This is a genomic window from Luedemannella helvata, assembly GCF_039528415.1.
Taxonomy (GTDB): domain Bacteria; phylum Actinomycetota; class Actinomycetes; order Mycobacteriales; family Micromonosporaceae; genus Luedemannella; species Luedemannella helvata.
In genome coordinates this window covers 11707-32983 of sequence record NZ_BAAALS010000041.1, presented here as the reverse complement: position 1 = coordinate 32983, position 21277 = coordinate 11707, and the positions used below count along the sequence as shown (strand labels likewise).

Below are 21277 nucleotides of genomic sequence, written 5' to 3'. Positions count from 1 at the left end.
GGGGTGGCGGGCCTGCAGGTCGGCTCGGTAGGCACGGGGGCGGCGGGCGGGTGTGGCGCGCGCGCGGGGCGGGCGGGCGCGGGGCGGGCGGGTGCGGTGGGCGGGTGCGGTGGGCGGGTGCGGTGGGCGGGTGCGGTGGGGGGCCGCCCCGTGAAGGGGCGGCCCGCCGTTGGTGGCTGAGAGGTGTCGGGCTCTCAGCCGACCGGGACCGGGTCGCGATCCGGGGTTGGTGCGGGTGCCACCTGGGGCGCCGCGGCCCCCCTCGTGCCGCGGCGGCGCAGGAAGGCCGGGCCCCACCAGTTCGCGTCGCCGAGCAGCGTCATGATCGACGGCAGCACGACGGCCCGGATGATCGTGGCGTCCAGCAGGATGGCGGCGGCCAGGCCGACACCGAGCTGCTTCATGTCCAGCGTGCTGAGCGTGCCGAAGATGGCGAACACGGCGACCATGACGACCGCGGCGCTCGTCACCACGCCGGCCGAGCTCGTGATGCCCCGGGCCACCGCGTCCCGGTTGGCGGCCCCGGCCAGACGGGCCTCGCGGATGCGGCTGACCACGAACACGTGGTAGTCCATCGACAGTCCGAACAGGACGACGAAGAGGAAGATCGGCAACCAGGAGATGATGCCGCCGTTGGACGTGAAGTCCAGCAGGCCCTCCGCCCAGGTGTGCTGGAAGACCAGCACCAACAGCCCGTACGCCGCGCCGACCGACAGGAGGTTGAGCGCGATCGACGTGAGGGCCACGACCACCGAGCGGAACGTCCACGCCATCACCAGGAGGGTGAGCAGCAGGACGAACCCGACCACGAGCGGCAGCTTCTCCTTGACGTGGGCGGAGTAGTCCGTGGTTCCGGCGATCTCGCCGGTGACGGCGTGCTCGAACCCGGCGAGAGTGGCCGGTACGTAGTCGTCGCGCAGCCGGTCGAGGGACTCGGTCGCGTGCTTGGTGCCGGGAATCACGGGAGTGCCGATCTCCAGCATCGTCACCGTGCCGTTGGGGGAGTGGACGAGCTTGGGTTCTTGGTCGTGGGCGAACAGCGGGTCGCTCGCGGTACGCGCCGCGAGCGCGCCCAGGGCCGTGTCGACCGCGGCCTGTTGGCCGGCCTCCGCCCGCACGACGACGACGTGGCTCGTGCCCGTACTCGGGAAGGCCTTTGTGAGGCGGTCGTAGGCCTGCATCACTTCCGTGCTGCGGGGGACGTCCTGCAGGCCGTTGAGCTTGAGGGTCATGCCCAGCGCGGGTGCGGCCAGCGCCAGCAGGGCGCCGACCGACAGGATCAGGGTCAGCCACGGGGCGCGTAGCGCCGGGCGCAGGATCACCGACCAGAACCGGGAGGTGACCTCGCCGCCGCTGACGCGCGGGGCGGTGAGCCGCCACACGAACGGGATGCGGGGGCGGTCAACCCAGCGGCCGAGCTTGGCGAGCATGGCCGGCAGGACGGTCAGCGAGCCGAGCACGGAGACGGCCACAACGAGGATCGAGCCGACCGCGAACGACGAGAAGATGTTGTCCTGAGCCAGGAACATGCCCGACATCGCGATGATGACGGCGAGGCCGGAGATGACCACCGCGTGGCCGGAGGTGGCGGCCGCGATCTCCACGGCGTCGAGGTGTCCGGCGCCCTTCGCGCGTTCCTCGCGTTCGCGTTTGAGGTAGAACAGCGAGTAGTCGACGCCGACCGCCATGCCGATGAGCAGGACGACGCTGTTCGTGGCCTCCTGCGCGGGCACCAGGTGAGACGCCAGCGCGGACAGGCCGATCGCCGCGCCAACGGCCGACATCGCCAGCAGGACGGGCACCCCGGCCGCGATGAGCGCGCCGAACGCGACCAGCAGGATGATCAACGTGACCGGCACGCTGAACAGTTCGGCGCGCTTGAAGTCCTCGCCGATCGTGTCGCTGAGAGCCTTGTTGATCGAGGCGTTGCCGACCTGTTCGACCCGCACGTCGGCGTGCGCGGCCTGCAGGGCGGCGGTGGTGTCGAGCAGCGGCTGGACCCGGTCCTCGGCGGTGTCCGGGTCACCGGCCACCGTGACCGGCAGGAACATCGTGGTGCCGTCGGGTGACGTGACCGGGTCGCCGACGCCGGCGACCTCCGGCAGGGCCCGCATGCGGGTCGCCGCGTCGGTCAGGGCCGCGGTGGCCTTGGCGGTGTCGAGCGCGCCCGCCTTCGACGTGACGAGCACCCGCTCGGTCGCCGGGTCGTCCGGGAAGTCGCCCGCCTCGATCATCTGCTGGGCACGCGCGGTCTCCGCCACGTTGCCGCCGTTGGTGGCCTCCTTCGTGCCGACCGCCGATCCCACGGCGATCGCGGCGATCACGAAGACCACCCACAGCGCCATGGCGCGCCACGGGTGCTCGGCGCTCCACCGTGCCACCCGCACGGTGAAAGGCTTGCGCTCCATCTGGTCCGTCCCTTGGTGTTCGTTGTCTTTGTGTCACCAGAGACGTTAGGGAGCGGACCGACTGCTGCCATCGGGTGTGACCCCGACGGGACAACCCATTGCGGGTACGGGGGATAGCCGCACCCTACGAGCTCCCACCTGCGCAAAGCCGCCCCGACGGCCCTTGGATCTCTCCCTAGGGGTACGTCGGGGCGGCCTGTGACGCTGGCTACAGGGCCGGGTAGGCGTTGCGTACGAGGGTCTCGAAGTACGCGTCGAACCAGCCGCCCTCGGCCGGGGCGCCGTAGCTGGCGCCGGACGGGCGGATGCTGCCCATCGGCGGCGACCACGACGGGTCACACATCGGGTCGGCGCCGTCCGGTCGCGGCTGGCCCGCCGCGGCCGGGGCCGCGCCGTCCGACGCGCCCGGCTGCCACGCCCAGATGAAGGCGTCCACGTGCGGCATCGGGTTGGCCCGGGGCCGCTCGCCGATGCCGGCGCCAACCTGGTTGCACCAGTTGCTGCGGTAGATCCGGCGGTCGACCCGGGACTGGTCGACGTATGTGTTGATGTCGGTCGAGGTACTCACGGCCGTTGGGCGGTTCGGGCCACCCCAACCGTTGCGTGACGTGTCGACCACGATGCCTATGTCAGCCGGGAAGCCTGCGCTGACCAGCTCCGCGTGCAGCGCCGTGATGTAGTCCTCCTCGTCGATGACGTCGCTCCAGTCGATCCAGCGGGACATCAGCAGCATCTGCCCGTTGATGGTCTTGCGGGTGTCGGTGATGAACGGCTCCACGATCGGGCTGTAGCCCGCCGAGTTGATCGCGAATCCGTCGATGCTGGCCAGGCCTGCGGAGGTGCTCGCCGCGAGGGTCGCGTACAGCTGCGCGGCCGGTACGAGGTTCGTCTCGTAGCCCAGCGCGTACGAGTGGCTCGCGTCCAGGTATGTCCACACGTTGGCGATCGGGGCGAGGGCGTTCAGGGCGTACCGGACGCCGTCCGTGTACACCTGGCCCGCGATCACCTCGGCGCACGCCGCCGTCCGCGTGGACTGCATGACCAGGTTCACCAGGGCGCCCGGCTCGACGATCGTGGCGATGCGCAGGCTCGCGTACGCCGGGTCGCGCAGGACGGCCGCGATCGCGTCCACGTACTCGGTCTTGTATCTCGCCAGGCCGTTGTTGGTGACCGACAGCTCGCCGTGCGGCACCCACTCGTTGCAGTCGCGGTTGGGCAGGTTGTCGAGCACGACCGTGACGACGACCGGCGCGCCGACGACCGTGCGCTGCGCCAGCGCGCGGTCCAGGTGACCGCGCAGGTTGGCCACGGAGGCGATGCTGCTCAGCCAGATGCCCGTGGGCTGCTCACCCACCCGGGTCATCGCGGCCGCGACGTCGCCCGTGCGGGTGGCCGCCGAGCCGGCGACGCGGGCGGTGAAGTCCGGGTTGCGGTAGCCGACCGCACCGGCGTACGGGTTGGTCCGGGTGGGCGGGCCGGACGTGGTGGCAACGGCGCTGGTCGGCGCGCTGCTGGTCTCCGGCGTGCCGCTCGTCGGCGCGGCGCCGCTCGTGGGCACGCCGCTGGTCGGCGGCCGGCTCGTGGCGGTGGCGCTGGCGGTCGAGGTGCCCGGGGGATAACAGGTCAGGCCGTTGAGCGTGATGGAGGCCAGGCGCAGGGGCGGTGACCCGGTGACCGAGGCGACGAAGCCGGGGCGCACGGTGCTGCCCGCCGCGATGGTCGGTTGCCACGCGGGGTTGGTCACGGTGACGCGCTGCCCGGACTGGCTGAAATTGCCGTTCCAGCCCGAGTTGACCCGCTCGTCGGCGGTGAACGTCCACGCGATCGTCCAGTTGCTCACGCCGCCGGTGGGGGTAACGGCCACCTCGGCCTGGAACCCGCCGGGCCACTTCGAGATGATCGTGTACGCGTACGTGCAGGGCAACGGGGTCAGCGCGTTGGCGGCGGTCGCGACCAGGGCGCCGGCCGCGGCGACGACGGCGACCGCCGCGCCTGCCACGAACCTGCGCCGGGCACCGGCCACCGCGCCGCTGAGGGGGACGAACCTCATCGGAGCTCCTCTGATTCACATGTTCACATGTGATTACAGCGTGGCATCCCGTCGACGTTTGTCAATCCCGCCCGGGTCCCAGGGGCAGCGTGATCGTCACCTTCTTCCGGTATGGCGGCCCTATCGACCAGCGGGAGCTGGGTGGACCGCCGGTACGTCTGGACTTCGGTGTGTGAGCGCGCGCCGGTCGGGTAGTAGTCCGCCATGCAGCAGGACAGTTTTCCGCACCCCGTCTCGGACCCCGAGGCGGACGGCGTACCCGAGGTGGCCGACGACGACTCAACGGCGTACGACGGGTACCCGTCGGTCCGGGAGGCCGACGGCCCGTCTCCCGCGCCGCTGCCCGCCGACCGCGAGCACGGCCCGGTGGTCCTCGACGACTACGGCGTGACGGCGGACGAAGAGGTCAGGGGCGAGACGCTCGACACGCGGCTGCGCCGCGAGGAGCCGGACGTGTGGTCGGGTGCCGAGACCCCGCTCACGATGGAGGAGTTGGACGGCGGGCCCATCGCGGCGAATGCCGGTTCGCCGGTGTCCGTGTACGACAATCCGGACACCGCGAGCGAGCACGTCGGGCGCCTGGTGGCCCCGGACGGCGGCGGCACCGCCGACGTGGACCCGGAGGAGTTCGCCTTCGACGCCGGCCCGGCAGGCGGCGGTCCCACGATGGAGGAACTCGCCATCCACCCCGTCGCTGAGCCGAGCGGCGAGGTCGACGAGGCCGAGTACGGGGATCGCTGAGCCGTCAGGTGTAGAGCACGCGGCGGGCGGCGACCCGGCTCATGGCGCACTCGCCGAGCTGCACCCAGTCGAGCAGCTCGGCGCAGCGCGTCCGCGCGTGTGCCCGCGAGAATCCGCGCGTACGTGGTGAGGTTCCGCATCGTGGAACTCTTGCCGGCACCGTTGGGCCCGAGGAACCCGAACGACTTCCCGGGGCGGCCCCGACATCGATGCCGTTGACCGCCGCGAAGTCGTCGAATCGCTTCACCAACCCCCGTGCGCTGATGACCGCTCCCCCGCCGCCCATGGGCGCACAGTATCGACGCGGTCGGACAATTGTCGCGGCATTTCTGCGGCGCCGCGGCCACGGCGAATCCCCACAATAAAGACATGATCTCAGCACGTGACGACATCATCGGGACGTCCGACTACGTGAGCGGTCGGCTGCGCGAGCGGCTCACCGGGCTCACCGACGACGAGTACGCCTGGGAGCCCGTACCGAACTGCCGCACCGTACGACCCGTCGGTGAGGGCCTGTTCCGGTCGGACGGCCCGCGCGTCGACGACGACGATCCGCGCGAGTTCACCACGCTGTCGTGGCGCCTCGCGCACATCATCGACCTGCTCACCGCGGAGCGGATCGCCGACTGGCTGGGCATCCAGGGCATCCCGACCTGGCCCGATATCGGCGCCCCGGGCACCGCCGCCGACGCGCTGGAGAGGTTCGGCCTCGCCCTCCGGCACTGGCACTCCGTGCTCGCCGCGACCACCGAGGAGAGCCTGGTCGTGCCGCTGGGCCCGGCCGCCGGGCCCTACGCCGAGGCCACCCGGCGCGCCTTCGTCCTGCACATCCTCGACGAGCTGATCCACCACGGCGCGGAGGTCGCGATGATGCGTGACCTGTATGCCGCGACGGGCGGTCAGGCACTACGCTGAGGTCGGCTTCCAGGCAGCCGACCGGTCCGCGGGCAGGGCAGAGCCACCTGGGTGAGCGGCACGACCCTGCCCACGCGCCTCCTTTCGGCCCGACCACGCGGACACCGGGCGGCGAAGGGAGGTCGCCATGGCGACCGTGTCACTGCCGGAGAACCCCAACCTCGACCAGCTGCGCCGCCAGGCCCGCGAGCTGTGGCGCGCCGCGCGGGCCGGCGACCCCGCCGCGCTGGCCCGGATCACGGATGGACACCCCGCGCCGCCGGCCGAGCTGTCCGCGCTGCCGCTCAGCGCCGCGCAACTCGTCCTCGCCAGGGAGTCCGGGTTCCCGAGCTGGCCCCGGCTGCGCCGGTATCTCGACGCGGTGACCGCGTACGGCTGGGCCCCGAGGCGGTGGGTGCGGCTGCTGCTGAGCCTGGGGGCCGACCCGGCGCTGCGCGACGCCCGCTTCGACGCGACCCCCGCCGACTGGGCCCGCCACCTGGGACACGAGGAAGTACTGGACGATCTTCGGGGTTTCCGGCCGTCATAGCGACCGGAAACCCCGAAGATCTGCCTGGGCGTGGGTTACGCCTCCGAGATGGCCACGCGCTGGTAGACCCGGCGTAGCGGGCGGGGGGCCCACCAGGCCGTGCGGCCCAGCAGGCGCATGGTCGCCGGGACGAGCACGCCCCGGATCACGGTGGCGTCGAGCAGGATGGCCAGGCCCGTACCCAGGCCGAACAGCTGCAGGAAGCTCACCGAGCTGGTGCCGAAGGCGAAGAAGCTCACGGCGAGCAGGCCGGCGGCCGTGGTCACGATGCGCCCGGTGCGGGCCAGGCCCTCGCTGACCGCCGTCTCGGTCGGCGCGCCCTGGTCGTGCAGCTCCTTGATGCGGCTGGTCAGGAACAGCTCGTAGTCCATGGACAGTCCGAACGCGATGCAGAACAGCAGCACGGTCATCGAGGTGTCCATGGGCCGGGGCGTGAAGCCGAGCAGCGAGGCGAGGTGGCCGTCCTGGAAGATCCAGGTCATCACGCCCAGCGTGGCCGACATCGACAGCCCGCCGAGCACCAACGCCCGCAGCGGCTGCACGACGCTGCCCGTGAACAGGAACAGCAGGACGAACGTGGTCGCCACGATCAGCCCGAGCGCCCACGGCAGCCGCCCGCCGATGCCGGCCTTGCTGTCGACGAGCTGCGCGTCCGGGCCGCCCACGAGCTGGCTCGCGCCCGCCGGCCCGGGCAGCGCCCGGACGTCGCGCACGAGGTCCTGCGCCGCGTCGGACTGCGGGGCGAAACTCGTGAGTACGCGCAGGCGCTGGCCCGCGGCGCTGGCCAGGTTGGCCGCGCCGGGGGCGGCCGGGCCGGCGCCGCCGTCGGCGAAGGTGGCCGAGGCGGTCTGCACGCCGGTGACGCCCGGCAGGCGCGACAGCGCGGTCGCGTACTGCGCCCAGGCGGCCTCGGCGACCGGCCCGGTCGTGACCACGTCGAGGGTGTTGCCGTTGCCGGGGAAGGACTCGCGCAGCGTCTCGGCCACGACCCGGCTGCCCGACCCGGGCGGCAACGCGCCCTCGTCGGGGGAGCCGAACGTGACGCCCAGTAGCGGGCTCGCGGCGACGAGCAGTGCGGCCAGCACGGGCAGGCCGGCCAGGGCCGGGCGGCGCATGACGGCGGCGGCGAGCCGGCCCCACAGCCGCGACGACGGGCCGGGGTCACGGCGCGCCCACGGCAGGCGGCCCTTGTTGACGCGCGGGCCGAGCACGGTGAGCAGCGCGGGCACCACCACGAGCGCCGCGACCGCCGAGATGATCACCACGCCGACACCGGCGTACGCGAACGAGCGCAGGAAGAACATGGGGAACACGAGAAGCGCGGCCAGCGCGGCGGCCACGGCGGCGGCCGAGAACACGATCGTGCGGCCGGCCGTGGTGACCGTGCGGACCACGGCGCCGGTGACGTCACCGGGGTCGGCGGTCAGCTGTTCCCGGAACCGGCTCACCAGCAGCAGGGCGTAGTCGATGGCGAGGCCCAGGCCCATGGCGGTGGTCAGGTTGATGGCGAAGATGCTCACGTGGGTGACCGAGCCGAGCACGTACAGCAGGGCGAACGTGCCGATGATGGCGAGGCCGCCGATGGCGAGCGGCAGCAGGGCCGCGATGGCGCTGCGGAACGCGACGATGAGCAGCAGCATGGTCAGCGGCACGGCGATGCCCTCGGCCAGGGCCAGGCTCGTGCCGACCTCGGTGCGCACGTCCACGTTGACGGCCGCGTTGCCCGCGGCGTGCACGGTGTAGCCGGGACCGTCCGTGCCGTACGCGTCGAGCAGCTTCTCCGTGTTCGCGACGATCGTGGTGTCGTCACCCATGACGTGCGCGGTGATGAGGGCGTCCCGGCCGTCGGTGGAGCGCATCGCCGGGGCCCTGGTCTGCCAGTACGACACGACGTCGCTGACGGTGGGCTCGCCGGCCAGGCCGGTGGCGATCTTCGTCGCGGCCGCCGCGAGGGCCGGGTCGTCGACCGTGCCCTCCGTCGCCCGGATCAGCAGGACGAGGTTGGTGACGCCGCCGAAGTTGTCCTCGATGAGGCGCTGCGCGCGGGCCGACTCGGCGGCCGGGTCCGCGAAGCCGCCGTTCTGTAGCTTGCCGAAGGCGCCCATGCCGATCACGGCTGCGGCCGCGAAGGCCACGGCGGAGATGATCAGCAGAAGTCTGGCGCGTCTTACTACGAAAAATCCGTATCTCTCGAACACGGGCGTTCCCCTCCCCTTTCGCCCGGAGATCCCCCGGAGTGAATGTTGACGGCGTTAACCTTGGCGGACCAAGCTAACGGTGTCAACATTGAGTCGGGACGAATCTCGGGCAGGATGTGTGACGTGAACCCCAGCAGAACGGATCGCAGCGGGTACCACCACGGCGACCTCGCCAACGCGCTGACCAAGGCCGCCACCGAGCTGGCCCGCACCGGGGGGCCCGAGGCCGTGGTGCTGCGCGAGGCCGCCCGGCAGGTCGGCGTGTCGGCCACCGCCGCCTACCGCCACTTCGCGGGCCACAGCGAGCTGATCCACGCCGTCAAGGAGTACGCCCTGAGCCGGCTCGGCGCCGCCATGCAGGTCGAGCTGGCCGCCACCGACCCCCTGCCCGACCCGGCCGAGGACGCCTACCGGCGGCTGGCCGCCCTCGGCCGCGGCTACCTCAACTTCGCCGTCGCCGAACCCGGCCTGTTCCGCACGGCGTTCTGCCACGCCGACAAGCCCACGTTCGACTCGCTGGACAAGGACCCCAACGCCACCGAGCCGTACCGGCTGCTCTCCGCCGTCCTCGACGACCTCGTCGCCGTGGGCTCCCTCGACCTCGACCGGCGGGAGTACGCCGAGACGATGGCCTGGTCGACCGTGCACGGCCTGGCGCTACTGATGCTGGAGGGCCCGCTGCAGAACCTGCCCCAGGAGGTCTACGACGCGGTCGTGAACCGCCTGACCGCCTTCGTCCGGGACGGCCTGACCACCCGCTGACCGGTTGCCGCGGGTTTGCCCGGATCCCGTCCGGGTAGCATCTGGCCGTGAGGTTTGGGCTGGTCGGGACCGGTTACTGGGCCGCCGAGACACACGCGCCCGCGCTCGCCGCGCACCCCGATGTCGACTTCGCCGGCGTGTGGGGACGCACGCCGCGCAAGACCGAGAAGCTGGCCCACCGCTACGGGGTGACCGCCTACCACGACGTCGACGAGCTGCTCGGCGACGTGGCCGCGATCGCGATCGCGCTGCCCCCCGACATCCAGGCCGCGCTCGCCGTGCGGGCCGCGGTCGCCGGCCGTCACCTGCTGCTCGACAAGCCCATGGCCCTCACGGTCGCGGCCGCCGACGCCCTCCTCGCCGAGGTCGACCGGCAGTGCGTCGCCGCCATCGTGTTCTTCACGGCCCGGTTCAGCCCGTCCATCGACCGGTTCGTCCGCGACGCGGCGGCGGCCGGCGGCTGGGACGGCGCGCGGTCGGTCATGTTCGCCCGCGTCTTCGACGAGGGCAACCCGTACGCCCACTCGTACTGGCGCCGGCAGAAGGGCGGGCTGTGGGACGTCGGGCCGCACGCCTTGTCGATCATCCTGCCCGTACTCGGAACGGTCGCGGACGTGATGGCGGTGCACGGACCGAACGCCGCCACCCACGCGCTGCTGCGCCACCACTGTGGGGCGGTCACCACCCTCGCGCTGACCCTGGACGCGCCCGAGGCCGCCCGCGAGGTCGAGACGGTGTTCTACGGCGAGCACGGTCGGCTCGTCGTGCCGGGCGCCGACCGTACGGCCGTGGAAGCTTTCGGGGCCGCCATCACGGAACTGATCGCCACGGCGGCCGCTCCGGAACCCGCTCATCCACTTGGTGTCCACTTCGGAGCCGAGGTCGTGGCGATTCTGGCCGCCATCGAACGGGCCGCCGAGGAAGGCGCGACCGTGGCTGTGTGACGCGGGTCCGACAATCGTCCCCCACAGAACGCCACCGAACGCGTACGGTGAGTCCCTAGTTGGCGACGCGTGGGTCGGGGAGGCGCCTCCAGTGTCCGCTGTGGTCGAGATCCGCGGGCTTCGCAAGACGTTTCGAAGTGTGCGGCGGGGAACACGGTTGGCCCTGGACGGATTCGACATGACCGTCCACGCCGGACAGGTGCACGGTTTCCTGGGGCCCAACGGCTCCGGCAAGTCCACCACCCTGCGCGTCCTGCTCGGCCTGACCCGGGCCGGCGCGGGCGAGGTCCGCGTTCTCGGCGAGCCGGTGCCGCAGGCCAGTCCGCGCCTGGCGCGGCACATCGGCGCGCTCGTGGAGAGCCCGCGCTTCTTCCCGCACTTCTCCGCCTGGGACACCCTCGCCCTGCTCTGCGACGCCGGCCGGGTGCCCCGCAGCCGCGTCGACGAGGTGCTCGAACTCGTCGGCCTGGCCGACCGGGCCCGCGACCGCGTCCGCACGTACTCCCTGGGCATGCGCCAGCGGCTCGCCGTCGCCATGGCCGTGCTCAAGCACCCCGACCTGCTGATCCTCGACGAGCCGGCCAACGGCCTCGACCCGGCGGGCATCCGGCAGATGCGCGACCTCATGCGCGCCCTCGCCGACTCCGGCATGACCGTCCTGCTGGCCAGCCACATCCTCGCCGAGGTCCAGCAACTGTGCGACTCGGTGACGATCATTTCGAGCGGCCGCCACGTCGGCGCCGGGTCCGTCGCCGACGTCCTGTCGCGGCACGCCTCCGGCAGATGGCGAGTTCGCCTCGAAAGCGCCGACGAGCTGCCGACCGCCGCCCGCGCGCTGACCGCCGTCGGCATGCGGGTCACCGTCCTCGCCGATCAACTCGTGGTCAGCGGCATCACCCGAACCGGCGAGATCTCCCGCGCGCTCGCCACCCACGGGCTCTACGTCGCCGAGCTGAGCCCCGAGGCGGTCGGGCTGGAGGACATCTTCCTGCGCCTCACGGACGCCTCGACCGCCGGCCGCCACCGCCTCGGAGTGATGGCGTGACGTTGGCGGCGGCGGAGCGGCGGCGGTTCTTCAAGCGCCGGGTCACCCGCTGGACGCTGGCCGCGGTCGTCCTCATCCTCGTGGCGATCGCGATCGTCATCGCCTGGCACAGTGCCCGGGGGCCCGCCGACCGGTTCGTCTTCCGCTCGCAGTTCGAGCCCCTGATCTACGTGATCGCGGGCCTCATGGGCCTGTTCGGCTTCATCGTCGGCGCGTCCTATGTGGGCGCCGACTGGCACTCGGGCGCCATGCTCAACCTGTTGGCCTGGCATCCGCGCCGGGTGTCCGTGCTGCTCACCAAGCTCGCCACGGCCCTCGGCGCGGTACTCGGGGTCACGCTGACCCTTGGTGCCCTGTGGACGGGCGCGCTGTGGTTCATCGCGTCCAAGCGGGGCGACCACACGGGCATGACCCCGGGCGCCTGGTCGTCCTTCGCGCTGACCGGGGCGCGCGCGGTCGCACTGGTTCTCGCGCTCACGGCGATCGGCTTCTGCCTCGCGTCCCTGGGCCGGAGCACGGTCGTGGCTTTCGGCGCGGCCCTCATCGTGGCGATCGTCGGCGAGGTCGGCGTGCGCATCATGCTCGACCAGGTGCGGGTGCCGGACTCCGGACGTTACCTGCTGTCCAGCTACGGGGCCGCGTGGCTGACCCGCAGCTGGCCGACGACCGGCTACCCGAACTGCGTGGGACGGTGCCAGGGCGCTTCCATGATCACCTGGCCGCAGGCGGCCCTGGTGCTCGGCGGGGTGGTGGTGCTGGTGCTGACGGCCGCACTGTGGAGCGTCCGCCGCCGCGACGTGACCTGACGACCCGGCTCGCCCTTCCGGCCAATTCCGCGTCGACCGCCCGCTCCGAGTGCCGGGCGCGTCCGTTGATCGTTGTTTGGTGTACCAGAGTGCAGCTCAGCTACACCCTGGTACACCAAATCGCGATCATGGAAACGCCGGTGCGAGCCCTCACGCCGCGCCATAACGGCGTGGTGCTGGGCGCGGACGGTCAGGAGATCGCCATCGTGCGCCAGCGCAGGCCGTCAAGGGAGACGTAGAAGTGCGGTACGCCCTGCACGCGCCCGAAGCCGATGATCGCCTTGCCGGCCGGGATGAGGCCGAACATCCCGGGTGCGCCGGTCACCTTGCGCATCGCCGCGGCCCCCGGCGGCAGCTGGTAGAGCGTCCCGCCGTTCGTGACGATCAGGCTGCCGTCGGCGGTGGCCGCGACCGTCGGCCCTGGGCCGGCCGCGCTGCTGGTCACGATGCCGATGGTGCTCTTCGTGACGGCGCCGTACGTGCCCTGGGGCGGGGCGGGCAGCTTGACGTCGCGCCAGGTGCCCCCCGCGTTCGCGCTGGCCCGCAGGCGGGCGCCGCCCTGGCCGTCGTATTCGAGCAGGTAGACGTGGCGGCCGTCGCCGGTGAACACGCTCGGCGGCGAGGCGATCGTGGGCAGCCGGACCGCCTGGAACGAGCGTCCGCCGTCGCGGGTGACCTGCAACCGCGCGGTCAGGCCGCCGTTCTGGCCGTAGATGTAGCTCGGTACCCACATGCTGCCGTCGGCGGCCGTCGCGACGCCCACGTCCGTGTACGCCTCGCCGTGCGGCCCGCCCGCGAGCACCGCCGTTGTCCCGTTGGCCCGCAGCACCTGGGCGCGCGTGTCGAACAGCGCCGCGGCCTGCGGCGACCCCGGGTCGACCCCGTTGGGGATGTCAGGTGCCGGGAAGACGAGCGGCGCGCCGGGCGCGACCGCGGAGACCGTGCCGACGGCCCGGCGGGCGCGCGGGGTCCACGTCCGGCCGCCGTCCGGGCTGAACCATCGCTGACCGGGGATCCACTTCGGCGGCGCGGTCGGGCTGGGCGCGGGGGACTCGGCCTCGCCGGCGTGGTCCTCCTGGTACTGGCCGGGCTGGTCGATGACCAGGCGGCCCGCGCCGACGGACAGCAGGCGTGCGCGCACGATCGCGACCCCGCTCGCGGCGCCGGCCGGCAGGGGGCGCCGCTGCCAGGTGACGCCCCCGTCCGCGGTGGCCGCGAGCTGCGCCGCGCAGGTCTCCGGGGCACTGCGGTCGCCGCAGGAAACCACCAGGGCGTACCCGTTGCGCGCGTCGGTGAACAGGGCGTCCGCCGGCACGTACGGCAGCCGGGCGACGTGCGCCTCCAGCTTGGCCGCGGCCGGTGACAGCGATTCCCCCGGCGCGGGCGTGGCCGTCCCGTCGCCGGAGTCTTTGCCGAACAGCTCCACCCCGGTCACCACGACGCCGGCCAGGGTGGCGATGGCGACGACCCCGCCGATCGCGGCGCGGCGCCGCTGGCGTCGGGTCACGGCGGCGATGATGTGCGCGATGTCCCAGCGCGGCCGGCCGCCGGCCCGTCGCAGTTCCTTCGCGGTGGCCTCCTCAACGTCCGCCACGGCGCACCTCCCCGGCTCCGTTGGTGGCGCGCGCCGCGCGCCCGACGTTGTTCATGCGTGCGGAGTTCGCGCCGCGTGCCGGGTTGAGGGCGCGTGGCGCGTTCGTGGCGCGCTTGGGCGGGGTCACCCGCTTCGCGGGGACGCGCGCGACGCCGGCCTCCGGCGCGATCGCCGCCGACCCGGCCTTCGCCGGCTTTCCGGCCGCCTTCACGTCGCGGACGGTGTTTGCCGACCGGGGCTGGTCGGGCAGGATCACGGCGCCGGGCAGGTGCACCGTTTCCTGCGTCCACACGTCGCGGGACACCCACGCCTCCCGCGTCGATGCCGCCTCCCGCGGGCCCTGCGCGGCTCGCAGCGTGCGCAGCCCCCGGTAGCGCAGCGACCGTACCGCCACGGGCGTACGCCCGATGAGTTCGGCGATGTCGTCGTCGGACGCCTGGGCGACATACGTGCCGACGAGCACGGCGCGCTGGTCGCGGGGCAGGCCGGCGATGGCGCGCTGGAACGGCGTACCCGTGCCGGAGCCGGCCCCGACCGCGCGGCGCAGCGCGCCACCGGCCCGGTGCAGGGCGTCGCCGGCCCGGGCGGGCAGGACTCCGCCCCGCACGTACGAGCGGTAGAGCGTGCCCATGGACAGCGGCCGTAGCTCGTCCAGCGGCGTGTGCCGTGACCAGCGCGCCAGCCTGCTCAGCGCGGTGACGACGAGATCCTCGGCCGCCCGGGCGTCACCCGTCAGGGCGCACGCGTGGCGACCGAGCGTGGGCAGCTGTGACCGGACGAACTCTTCGAATGATGGGTCTCGCACCGCGCCTTCCTCCCTAAGCCGTTGCCAGGGATAACGCGCACAGACGGTACGAGGTGTCGTAGTGCTATGAAATCGTTTCTATTTGGGGTAATGCCTGCTGAAGTTCTACCCGCAGTGCGGGGGTGAGCACGGCGCCCGCCTGCTTGGCGAGCTTGGCCATCTCGTAGCCGACCGCGCCGACGTCGGCGTCCCGAGCGGCCAGCGTCGCGATCATCGACCCGTCGCGGATGGCCATGACGAGGAAGAACCCGCGCCCCATCTCCACGACGGTCTGCTTGACCTCGTCGCCGTCGAAGATGCGCGCGGCCCCGTTCGTCACGCTCATCAGCCCGGACGTGACCGCCGCGAGCTGGTCGGCGTGGTCGCGCGGCAGGCTGTCGCTGATCGCGATCAGCAGCCCGTCCGAGGACACGACGATCGCGTGGATGACTCCCGGCACCCGTTGGGTGAAGCCCGTGATCAGCCAGTTGAAGTCGCGCGCCTGGGGACTCATCGTCACCGTGGTGCTCCCTGCTTGTCGATTCCTGTGGGGATCTCGTTGGTGTCGTCGTGATCGGGCGGGGTGTCGTCGGTCAGCTCGTCCGCACGGCGCACGCCCCGGTAGAAGCTGGCCAGTACGGAGCTGACCTCGTCCGGGTCGGGGTCGTCCAGGTCGGCGACCGGCGCGGGCGGGGGCGTGTGGCCGCCGGGCAGGCGTGCCTGCGGCACCCGTACCGGCAGCCCGGCGACGCTGATCCGGCCGCCGCCGGTGTCGCCGTTGGCCTCGCGGGGTGCGGTCGCGCCGCCCCCGGTGTCGCGTGACCACCACACGCCGCCGGGCGCGGCCGCGGGGACCTCCTCGGCGTCGACGATCGCCAGCCCGGCGCCGGGGCTGGCCTCGATGGCGAGCGGCCGGCTGGCGCGGGTGACCCGCCGGGGCGCCAGCCACGGCGCCGGCAGGGCGAGATCCTGTTCGGACGGTGCCTCCGCGAGGAGGGTGGTCGGCAGCCGCAGGTGCACGGCGAGGCCCGGCTGCGCGGCCCGCAGCTCGATGCGGATGCGGTGTTTGGCGGCCAGGTGGGCGACGACGACGAGGCCCATCCGTTCCGACGCGGCCGCGTCCGGGCTGGCCGGGGCGGCGAGCTGCCGGTTGGCGTCCGCGATCTCCGGCGCGGTCATCCCCATGCCCTCGTCGCGGATGATCAGCTCGGCGCCACCGTTGTCCGGCGTGCCTGTGACGGTCACCTCGGTGTCCGGCGGGGAGAACATCGTCGCGTTCTCCAGCAGCTCCGCGATCAGGTGGATCACGTCGCCGGCCGCGTGCCCGACCAGGAAGATCTCGTCGTCCACCGTGGACCGTACGCGCGGGTAGTGCTCGACCTCGGCGGTCGCGGCGAGCACGACCGCACCCAACGGCAGCGGGCGGTTGCGTCGGCGCGAGGTGTCGGCTCCCGCGAGGACCAGCAGGTTCTCGTCGTTACGGCGCATCCGGGTGGCCAGGTGATCGACGCGGAACAGCTGCTCCAGCACGTCCGGGTCGGTCTCGCGCGCCTCCAGTTCGTCGAGGGCGCGCAGTTGGCGCTCGACGAGGATCTGGCTGCGTCGGGCCAGGTTGACCAGCGACGCGTCCAGGTTGCGCCGGGTCGCGGCCTGCTCGCCCGCCAGCCGCACGGCGGCCCGGTGCACGGCCGTGAACGCGTCCGCCAGTTCGCCGACCTCGTCCTTCGACCGGATCTCGACCGGGTCGACCTCGGCGGCCAGGGACCCCGGCGACACCTCGCCGCCCGATGGTCGGCGCAGCCGGTCGATCAGCTCCGGCAGGCTGCGCTGCGCGACGTCGAGGGCGTGGTCGCGCAGCCGTCGCAGGGTGTCCACCATGGACCGCGAGATGAGCAGGGCGGTCAGCACGGCGGCGAACAACAGCACCAGGACGACGCCCAGCCCGGCCAGGGTGATGCGCCAGTTGGCCTGCGTGTTCGTGCCGGCCAGGCGCACGGCGTCGGCCAGCAGCGCCCGCTCGGCCTCGCGTAGCGCGTCGAGCGCGACGCTCGACACCAGCCACCACTGGTCCGGGTCGACGGTCACGCGCGCGCCGCCCGTACTCGCGGTCTGTTCCAGCCGGTTGGCGGTCCGCGCGGCTGGACCACCGGCGGCCGTGTCGTAATGGTCGACCTGCGCGGCGGTGGCGTCCGCACGGAGGTGGTCGATGATCGCGCGGCGCTGGGCGCGCGTGTCGGCCAGCGTCTCCGCGTCGCCGGGGGACAGGCTGCCGGCGGCGCACACGGCGTGCAGCCGCCCCCGCACCTGCGCGGTGAGTTCCTTGATCTGCGCGACGTCGCGCACCACGCGCACGGCGCGCGCGAGCGCCGCGTCTGTCGCCGCGGGCGGCGCGGGCAACAGGCCGATGAGATCGGAAATGATCTTCGAGTACGCGTCGAAGGCCGCGCCGTGCCGCAGCCACCCGCCAAGCACCCCGCGCCGCACGTCGGCCACCTCGTCGAGATGCCGACTGATCGCCTCGTACGCGGGCCGGGTGCCGATCACCGGCTGGGCCGCCCCGCGGAAGTCGCGCATGGCCGCGTCGACGGCCGCCCAGTCGCCGCTCAGCGGCGCGGCCGTCGGGCGGGCCGGGTTGGCGCCCGCGACGGCCATCAGGCCCGCCGTGTGGTCACGCTCGCGCTGCAGCGCGTCGATCAACGCGGTGATCTGCCGGCCCAGGGCGACCTGCCGGCCGAAGTCCGCCAGCTCGTTCGCGGCCGTGATGCCGTTGTATGTCTGGACACCCGCGAGTGACAGGAAGCCCAGCATCGGCACGGCGAGCACGACGATGAGCTTCGTGCGGACCCGCCAGTCGTCGACGCGCAGCGGTGCCGACCGCCCCGGCGCGCGGGCCGGCCAGCGACGGCCCCGCCGGTGGCTGGCAATGTGGATCGGCGCGGCGCCGCCCAACTCCACGACGCCTCACCTCCACCACGCTGCCGCTGCCCGTCCATGTACGAATAGCCCAGGAGGGCCGTGACGGCCACGCACGTCCCAGATGGCAGGCGACCGGCGGGTAACCGTCGAACGCGTTGTCGGCGGTTGAAAACTCCTACGCGTCGAGCCAGGATACGGCGGTGCGTTTACGGCGGTGTGTCGGCCATCTGCTCGTCACGGTGGTCGCGGTCCTCGGCGCCGGCGCCTGCGACGCCGGCCGCGTTCCCACCGCGCCGCCGGTCCCGGTGACGATCGCGCTGGCCGCGGACCCCGGGGACACGGACGTCCTCAACGGGGCCCGCCTCGCCGTGGACCTGGTCAACGAGTTCGTCGGCGACCTGACCGTGCCCCTCGCGGCGCAACGCGGCCTGCCCGGGCTGGGCGGCGCGCCGTTGCGGCTCGTGACGGTCGACACCGGCTCGCCCGCGGCGCTGACGAAGGTGCCCGGGCGCCTGAGCGCCGAGGGCGCCGTGGCGGTCATCTGCGCCGGGCCGACCGCGACCGCCATCGCCGTGAGCGGGCAGACCGAACGGCTGCGCCTGCCCTTCATCGACGCGCTGACGTCGACGGACAACCTCGCCGACCTGGGCCACGAGTGGTACTTCCGCACCGCGCCCACCGACCGGATGCTGGCGGAGGCCGCGTTCGGGCTGCTGCGCCACCAACAGGTGGCGGCCGCGGCACGGGTACGGCTGGGCGTGCTGCACGACGGCCGCGCGGACAACCTGCTCGCCCTCGTCCGCCAACTGGCCGGCACCGCGGGCTATCGCACGGTGGTCGAGGTGGACACGCGTACCGGGCCGGACTACGCGATCGCGTCCGAGATCGCCCTCGCCGGCGCCACGGTCGTCGTGTCGCTGGCGGGTACGAACGGCGGCGCCACGACAGCTGCCCGGGTCGCCGGTGCGCTGCCGGTGCCCGCACCGGTGCTGGCCATCGGGCCGGGGTTCGCCGGCATGGCGGCCACCGCGCCGGCCGGCGAGCCCGTGGTGTTGCGCGCGGTCGGCTGGTCGGCCGAGTACGTGTCGCGCAACCCGCTGGCCTCGGCCATCGCGGAGCGGTACAAGAAGCGCTTCGGCAAGGCCATGACGGCCGCCGCGGCCGAGGCGTTCACCGCGACCCTGACGCTGGCCGTGGCCCTGGACACGGCGGGCGACGCGGACCCGACCGCGGTCCGCGCCGCCCTGCGCCAGATGTGGCTGCCCGCCACCCAGCTCATGCTGCCCTGGAACGGCGTACGGTTCGACGCCACCGGCCAGAACACCCTGGCCGGCGCGGTCGTCGAAGCCCGCACGCGCACCGGCTTCCGGGTCGTCTACCCCCGCGAGCTGTCGACCGTCCCGGTCCCGTGGTGACCGCCCGCGACGATCAGGCAGAGGTCAGGTCGAGGCGACCAGGTCGAGGGTCCAGGCGTTGATGAACGCCTCCTCGCGCCACGAGTCGTAGCGGCCACTCGGGCCGCCGTGGCCCGCGCCCATCTCCGTCTTCAGCAGGTAGTTGCCCGACGGGGCGACCGCCCGCAGGCGCGCGATCCACTTGGCCGGCTCATGGAACAGGACCCGGGTGTCGTTGAGGCTGCCCATCGCGAGGATCGCCGGGTAGCGCACGTCCGTCACGTTCTCGTACGGGGTGTACGACTTCATGTACGCGTACACCTCCGGATCCTCGAGCGGGTTGCCCCACTCCTCCCACTCGGTGACCGTCAGCGGCAGGCTCGGGTCGAGGATCGTGGTGAGCGCGTCGACGAACGGCACCTGCGCCACGATGCCGGCGAACGCGTCCGGGGCCATGTTGGCGACCGCGCCGACGAGCAGGCCGCCCGCCGAGCCGCCTCGGGCCACGAGCCGGTCGGCCGACGTCCAGCCGCTCGCCGCGAGGTGGCGGGCACAGGCGATGAAGTCGGTGAACGTGTTCTTCTTGCGCAGCAGCTTGCCGTCGTCGTACCAGTGCCGGCCGAGTTCGCCGCCGCCGCGCACGTGCGCGACCGCGAAGATCACTCCCCGGTCGACGAGCGACAGCCGGGCGATGGAGAACCAGGGGTCCATGCTCGCCTCGTACGACCCGTACCCGTAGAGGACCGCGGGCGCGGAGCCGTCGCGCGGGGTGCCGACCCGGCAGATCAGCGAGATCGGCACCTTGGTGCCGTCGGGGGCGACCGCCCACTCGCGGTGCTGCTCGTACTGCGTCGGGTCGTAGCCGCCCAGCACGGGCCGCTGCTTGCGCAGCACCATGGCCCGGGTGCGCAGGTCGTAGTCGTAGATCGAGTCGGGGCTGACCAGCGAGGAGTAGTGCAGCCGGATCGTGGCGGTGTCGAACTCCGGGTTCGCGTCGAGGCCGACCGTGTAGATCGGCTCGGGGAACGTGATCTCGTACTCGTCGCCGTCGGCGGGGATGACCCGCAGGCCGGTGAGCCCGTCGCGGCGCAGCGACACCACCAGGTGGGAGGCGAACGCGTCCACGTCGAGCAGCCGGACGCCCTTCACGTGCGGGATGAGCGGTTCCCAGGCGCCGGGGGCGTCCGCCGGGGTCCAGGCGAGCGCGAAGTCCTCCGCGCCGTCGTTGTGCATGATCAGGAACCGCTTGCCGGCCGGGTCGTGCTCGACGCCGTACTCGACGCCCTGGCGGCGCGGGGCCACCGACCGGGGCGGGTCGAGCGGCGCGGCGGCCGGCACGACGAAGACCTCGCTCGTGACCTTGCTGTGGACGTCGATGAGGAGGTACTCCTCGGAGCGGGTCAGCCCGATGCCGACCCAGAACCGCTCGTCCGGCTCCTCGTAGGCGATCTCGTCCGACTCGCGCGGCGTGCCGAGGACGTGCCGCCAGACGCGGTGGGGCCGCCACGCGTCGTCGACGGTCTGGTAGAAGAGCACCGACCCGTCCTTGGCCCAGGCCGAGCCGTAGAAGACCTCGGTCAGCTCGTCCGGCAGCAGTTCGCCGGTGCGCAGGTCCTTGATCCGCAGCGTGAACCGCTCGTCGCCGGTGAGGTCCACCGAGTAGGCGAGCAGGGTTCCGTCCGGGCTCACGTCGAACGTGCCCAGGGAGAAGAACGGTGAGTCGCCGGCCAGCGCGTTGCCGTCGAGCAGGATCTCCTCGCCCGGCAGCGGCCCGCCCGCGTCGATCGACGGGGGCACGACCTGCCCGGGGTCGGCGACCAGGCGGCAGTGGATCGCGTACTGCTTGCCCTCCACCGTGCGGGAGTAGTACCAGTACCCACCCTTGCGGGCCGGGACGGACAGATCCGTCTCCTTGGTCCGCCGCTTGATCTCGTTGAACAGGGTCTCCCGCAGGGCGGACTGGTGTTCGGTGCGCGCGTCGGTCCAGTCGTTCTCGGCCGTGAGGTAGGCGACCGTGTCCGGATCGTCCTTGTCCGCGAGCCACGCGTACTCGTCGACCACCTCGTCCCCGTGGTGGGTGCGAACCTGCGGAACGCGTTTCGGCGCTGGCGGGGAGAGCACGTCGTCAGTGACCGTCATGGCAGCCAAGGCTACCCGTACGTAGCCCCGGCGCCGGGGCTGCTGGCCAGCG

General features: G+C 72.8%; 16 protein-coding genes. 8 read left to right on the top strand and 8 right to left on the bottom strand.

Features of this window, described 5'->3' with window-relative positions; translation table 11 throughout:
- Positions 1 to 194: 194 nt before the first annotated feature.
- The gene (locus tag ABD191_RS26585) at positions 195 to 2408 is read right to left on the bottom strand and encodes an MMPL family transporter (protein WP_344087900.1); all 2214 of its coding nucleotides are present in this window, start codon (positions 2406 to 2408) and stop codon (positions 195 to 197) included.
- Positions 2409 to 2616: 208 nt separating this feature from the next.
- Complete coding sequence (locus ABD191_RS26580; protein WP_344087897.1) at positions 2617 to 4458, bottom strand: glycoside hydrolase family 6 protein; 1842 nt, start codon at positions 4456 to 4458, stop codon at positions 2617 to 2619.
- A 204-nt stretch (positions 4459 to 4662) separates the two neighbouring features.
- Here ABD191_RS26580 and ABD191_RS26575 point away from each other — a divergent pair, with 204 nt between their 5' ends.
- The 3 genes from ABD191_RS26575 (at position 4663) to ABD191_RS26560 (ending at position 6643) form a co-directional block, all read left to right on the top strand.
- Complete coding sequence (locus ABD191_RS26575; protein ID WP_344087895.1) at positions 4663 to 5199, top strand: DUF5709 domain-containing protein; 537 nt, start codon at positions 4663 to 4665, stop codon at positions 5197 to 5199.
- A gap of 369 nt (positions 5200 to 5568) precedes the next feature.
- Positions 5569 to 6114: a DinB family protein gene (locus tag ABD191_RS26565; RefSeq protein ID WP_344087892.1), complete on the top strand. Its 546-nt coding sequence runs from the start codon at positions 5569 to 5571 to the stop codon at positions 6112 to 6114.
- A gap of 127 nt (positions 6115 to 6241) precedes the next feature.
- Positions 6242 to 6643, top strand: coding sequence for a hypothetical protein (locus ABD191_RS26560; protein WP_344087889.1), 402 nt, complete (start codon positions 6242 to 6244; stop codon positions 6641 to 6643).
- A gap of 35 nt (positions 6644 to 6678) precedes the next feature.
- Here ABD191_RS26560 and ABD191_RS26555 read toward each other — a convergent pair whose 3' ends face one another.
- A complete protein-coding gene (locus ABD191_RS26555; RefSeq protein ID WP_344087886.1) occupies positions 6679 to 8841 on the bottom strand; it encodes an MMPL family transporter in 2163 nt (720 codons plus the stop codon).
- Positions 8842 to 8964: 123 nt separating this feature from the next.
- On the opposite strand from ABD191_RS26555, the gene ABD191_RS26550 reads away from it, so the two are divergent.
- The 4 genes from ABD191_RS26550 to ABD191_RS26535 all read left to right on the top strand — a co-directional run bounded on the left by ABD191_RS26550 (position 8965) and on the right by ABD191_RS26535 (position 12398).
- A complete protein-coding gene (locus ABD191_RS26550) occupies positions 8965 to 9603 on the top strand; it encodes a TetR/AcrR family transcriptional regulator (protein ID WP_344087883.1) in 639 nt (212 codons plus the stop codon).
- Between the two features lie 47 nt (positions 9604 to 9650).
- Positions 9651 to 10547, top strand: a complete 897-nt coding sequence (locus ABD191_RS26545; protein ID WP_344087880.1) for a Gfo/Idh/MocA family protein — start codon at positions 9651 to 9653, stop codon at positions 10545 to 10547.
- A gap of 91 nt (positions 10548 to 10638) precedes the next feature.
- Positions 10639 to 11592, top strand: coding sequence for an ABC transporter ATP-binding protein (locus ABD191_RS26540; RefSeq protein WP_344087877.1), 954 nt, complete (start codon positions 10639 to 10641; stop codon positions 11590 to 11592).
- Complete coding sequence (locus ABD191_RS26535; protein ID WP_344087874.1) at positions 11589 to 12398, top strand: ABC transporter permease; 810 nt, start codon at positions 11589 to 11591, stop codon at positions 12396 to 12398. The genes ABD191_RS26540 and ABD191_RS26535 overlap by 4 nt, the downstream gene beginning before the upstream one ends.
- Before the next feature lie 190 nt (positions 12399 to 12588).
- On the opposite strand, the gene ABD191_RS26530 is transcribed toward ABD191_RS26535, so the two are convergent.
- The 4 genes from ABD191_RS26530 to ABD191_RS26515 all read right to left on the bottom strand — a co-directional run bounded on the left by ABD191_RS26530 (position 12589) and on the right by ABD191_RS26515 (position 17731).
- A complete protein-coding gene (locus ABD191_RS26530) occupies positions 12589 to 13992 on the bottom strand; it encodes a beta propeller repeat protein (RefSeq protein ID WP_344087871.1) in 1404 nt (467 codons plus the stop codon).
- A complete protein-coding gene (locus ABD191_RS26525) occupies positions 13979 to 14797 on the bottom strand; it encodes a sigma factor-like helix-turn-helix DNA-binding protein (RefSeq protein WP_344087867.1) in 819 nt (272 codons plus the stop codon). The genes ABD191_RS26530 and ABD191_RS26525 overlap by 14 nt, the downstream gene beginning before the upstream one ends.
- A 64-nt stretch (positions 14798 to 14861) precedes the next feature.
- Positions 14862 to 15290: a roadblock/LC7 domain-containing protein gene (locus tag ABD191_RS26520; protein ID WP_344087906.1), complete on the bottom strand. Its 429-nt coding sequence runs from the start codon at positions 15288 to 15290 to the stop codon at positions 14862 to 14864.
- 2 nt (positions 15291 to 15292) lie between these two features.
- Positions 15293 to 17731, bottom strand: a complete 2439-nt coding sequence (locus ABD191_RS26515) for a sensor histidine kinase (RefSeq protein ID WP_344087864.1) — start codon at positions 17729 to 17731, stop codon at positions 15293 to 15295.
- 161 nt (positions 17732 to 17892) lie between these two features.
- On the opposite strand from ABD191_RS26515, the gene ABD191_RS26510 reads away from it, so the two are divergent.
- Positions 17893 to 19107, top strand: coding sequence for an ABC transporter substrate-binding protein (locus ABD191_RS26510; protein ID WP_344087860.1), 1215 nt, complete (start codon positions 17893 to 17895; stop codon positions 19105 to 19107).
- Positions 19108 to 19131: 24 nt separating this feature from the next.
- Here ABD191_RS26510 and ABD191_RS26505 read toward each other — a convergent pair whose 3' ends face one another.
- Positions 19132 to 21225 carry a S9 family peptidase gene (locus ABD191_RS26505; protein WP_344087857.1) on the bottom strand — a complete coding sequence of 698 codons (2094 nt, stop codon included), beginning with the start codon at positions 21223 to 21225 and terminating at the stop codon, positions 19132 to 19134.
- Positions 21226 to 21277: the final 52 nt, after the last annotated feature.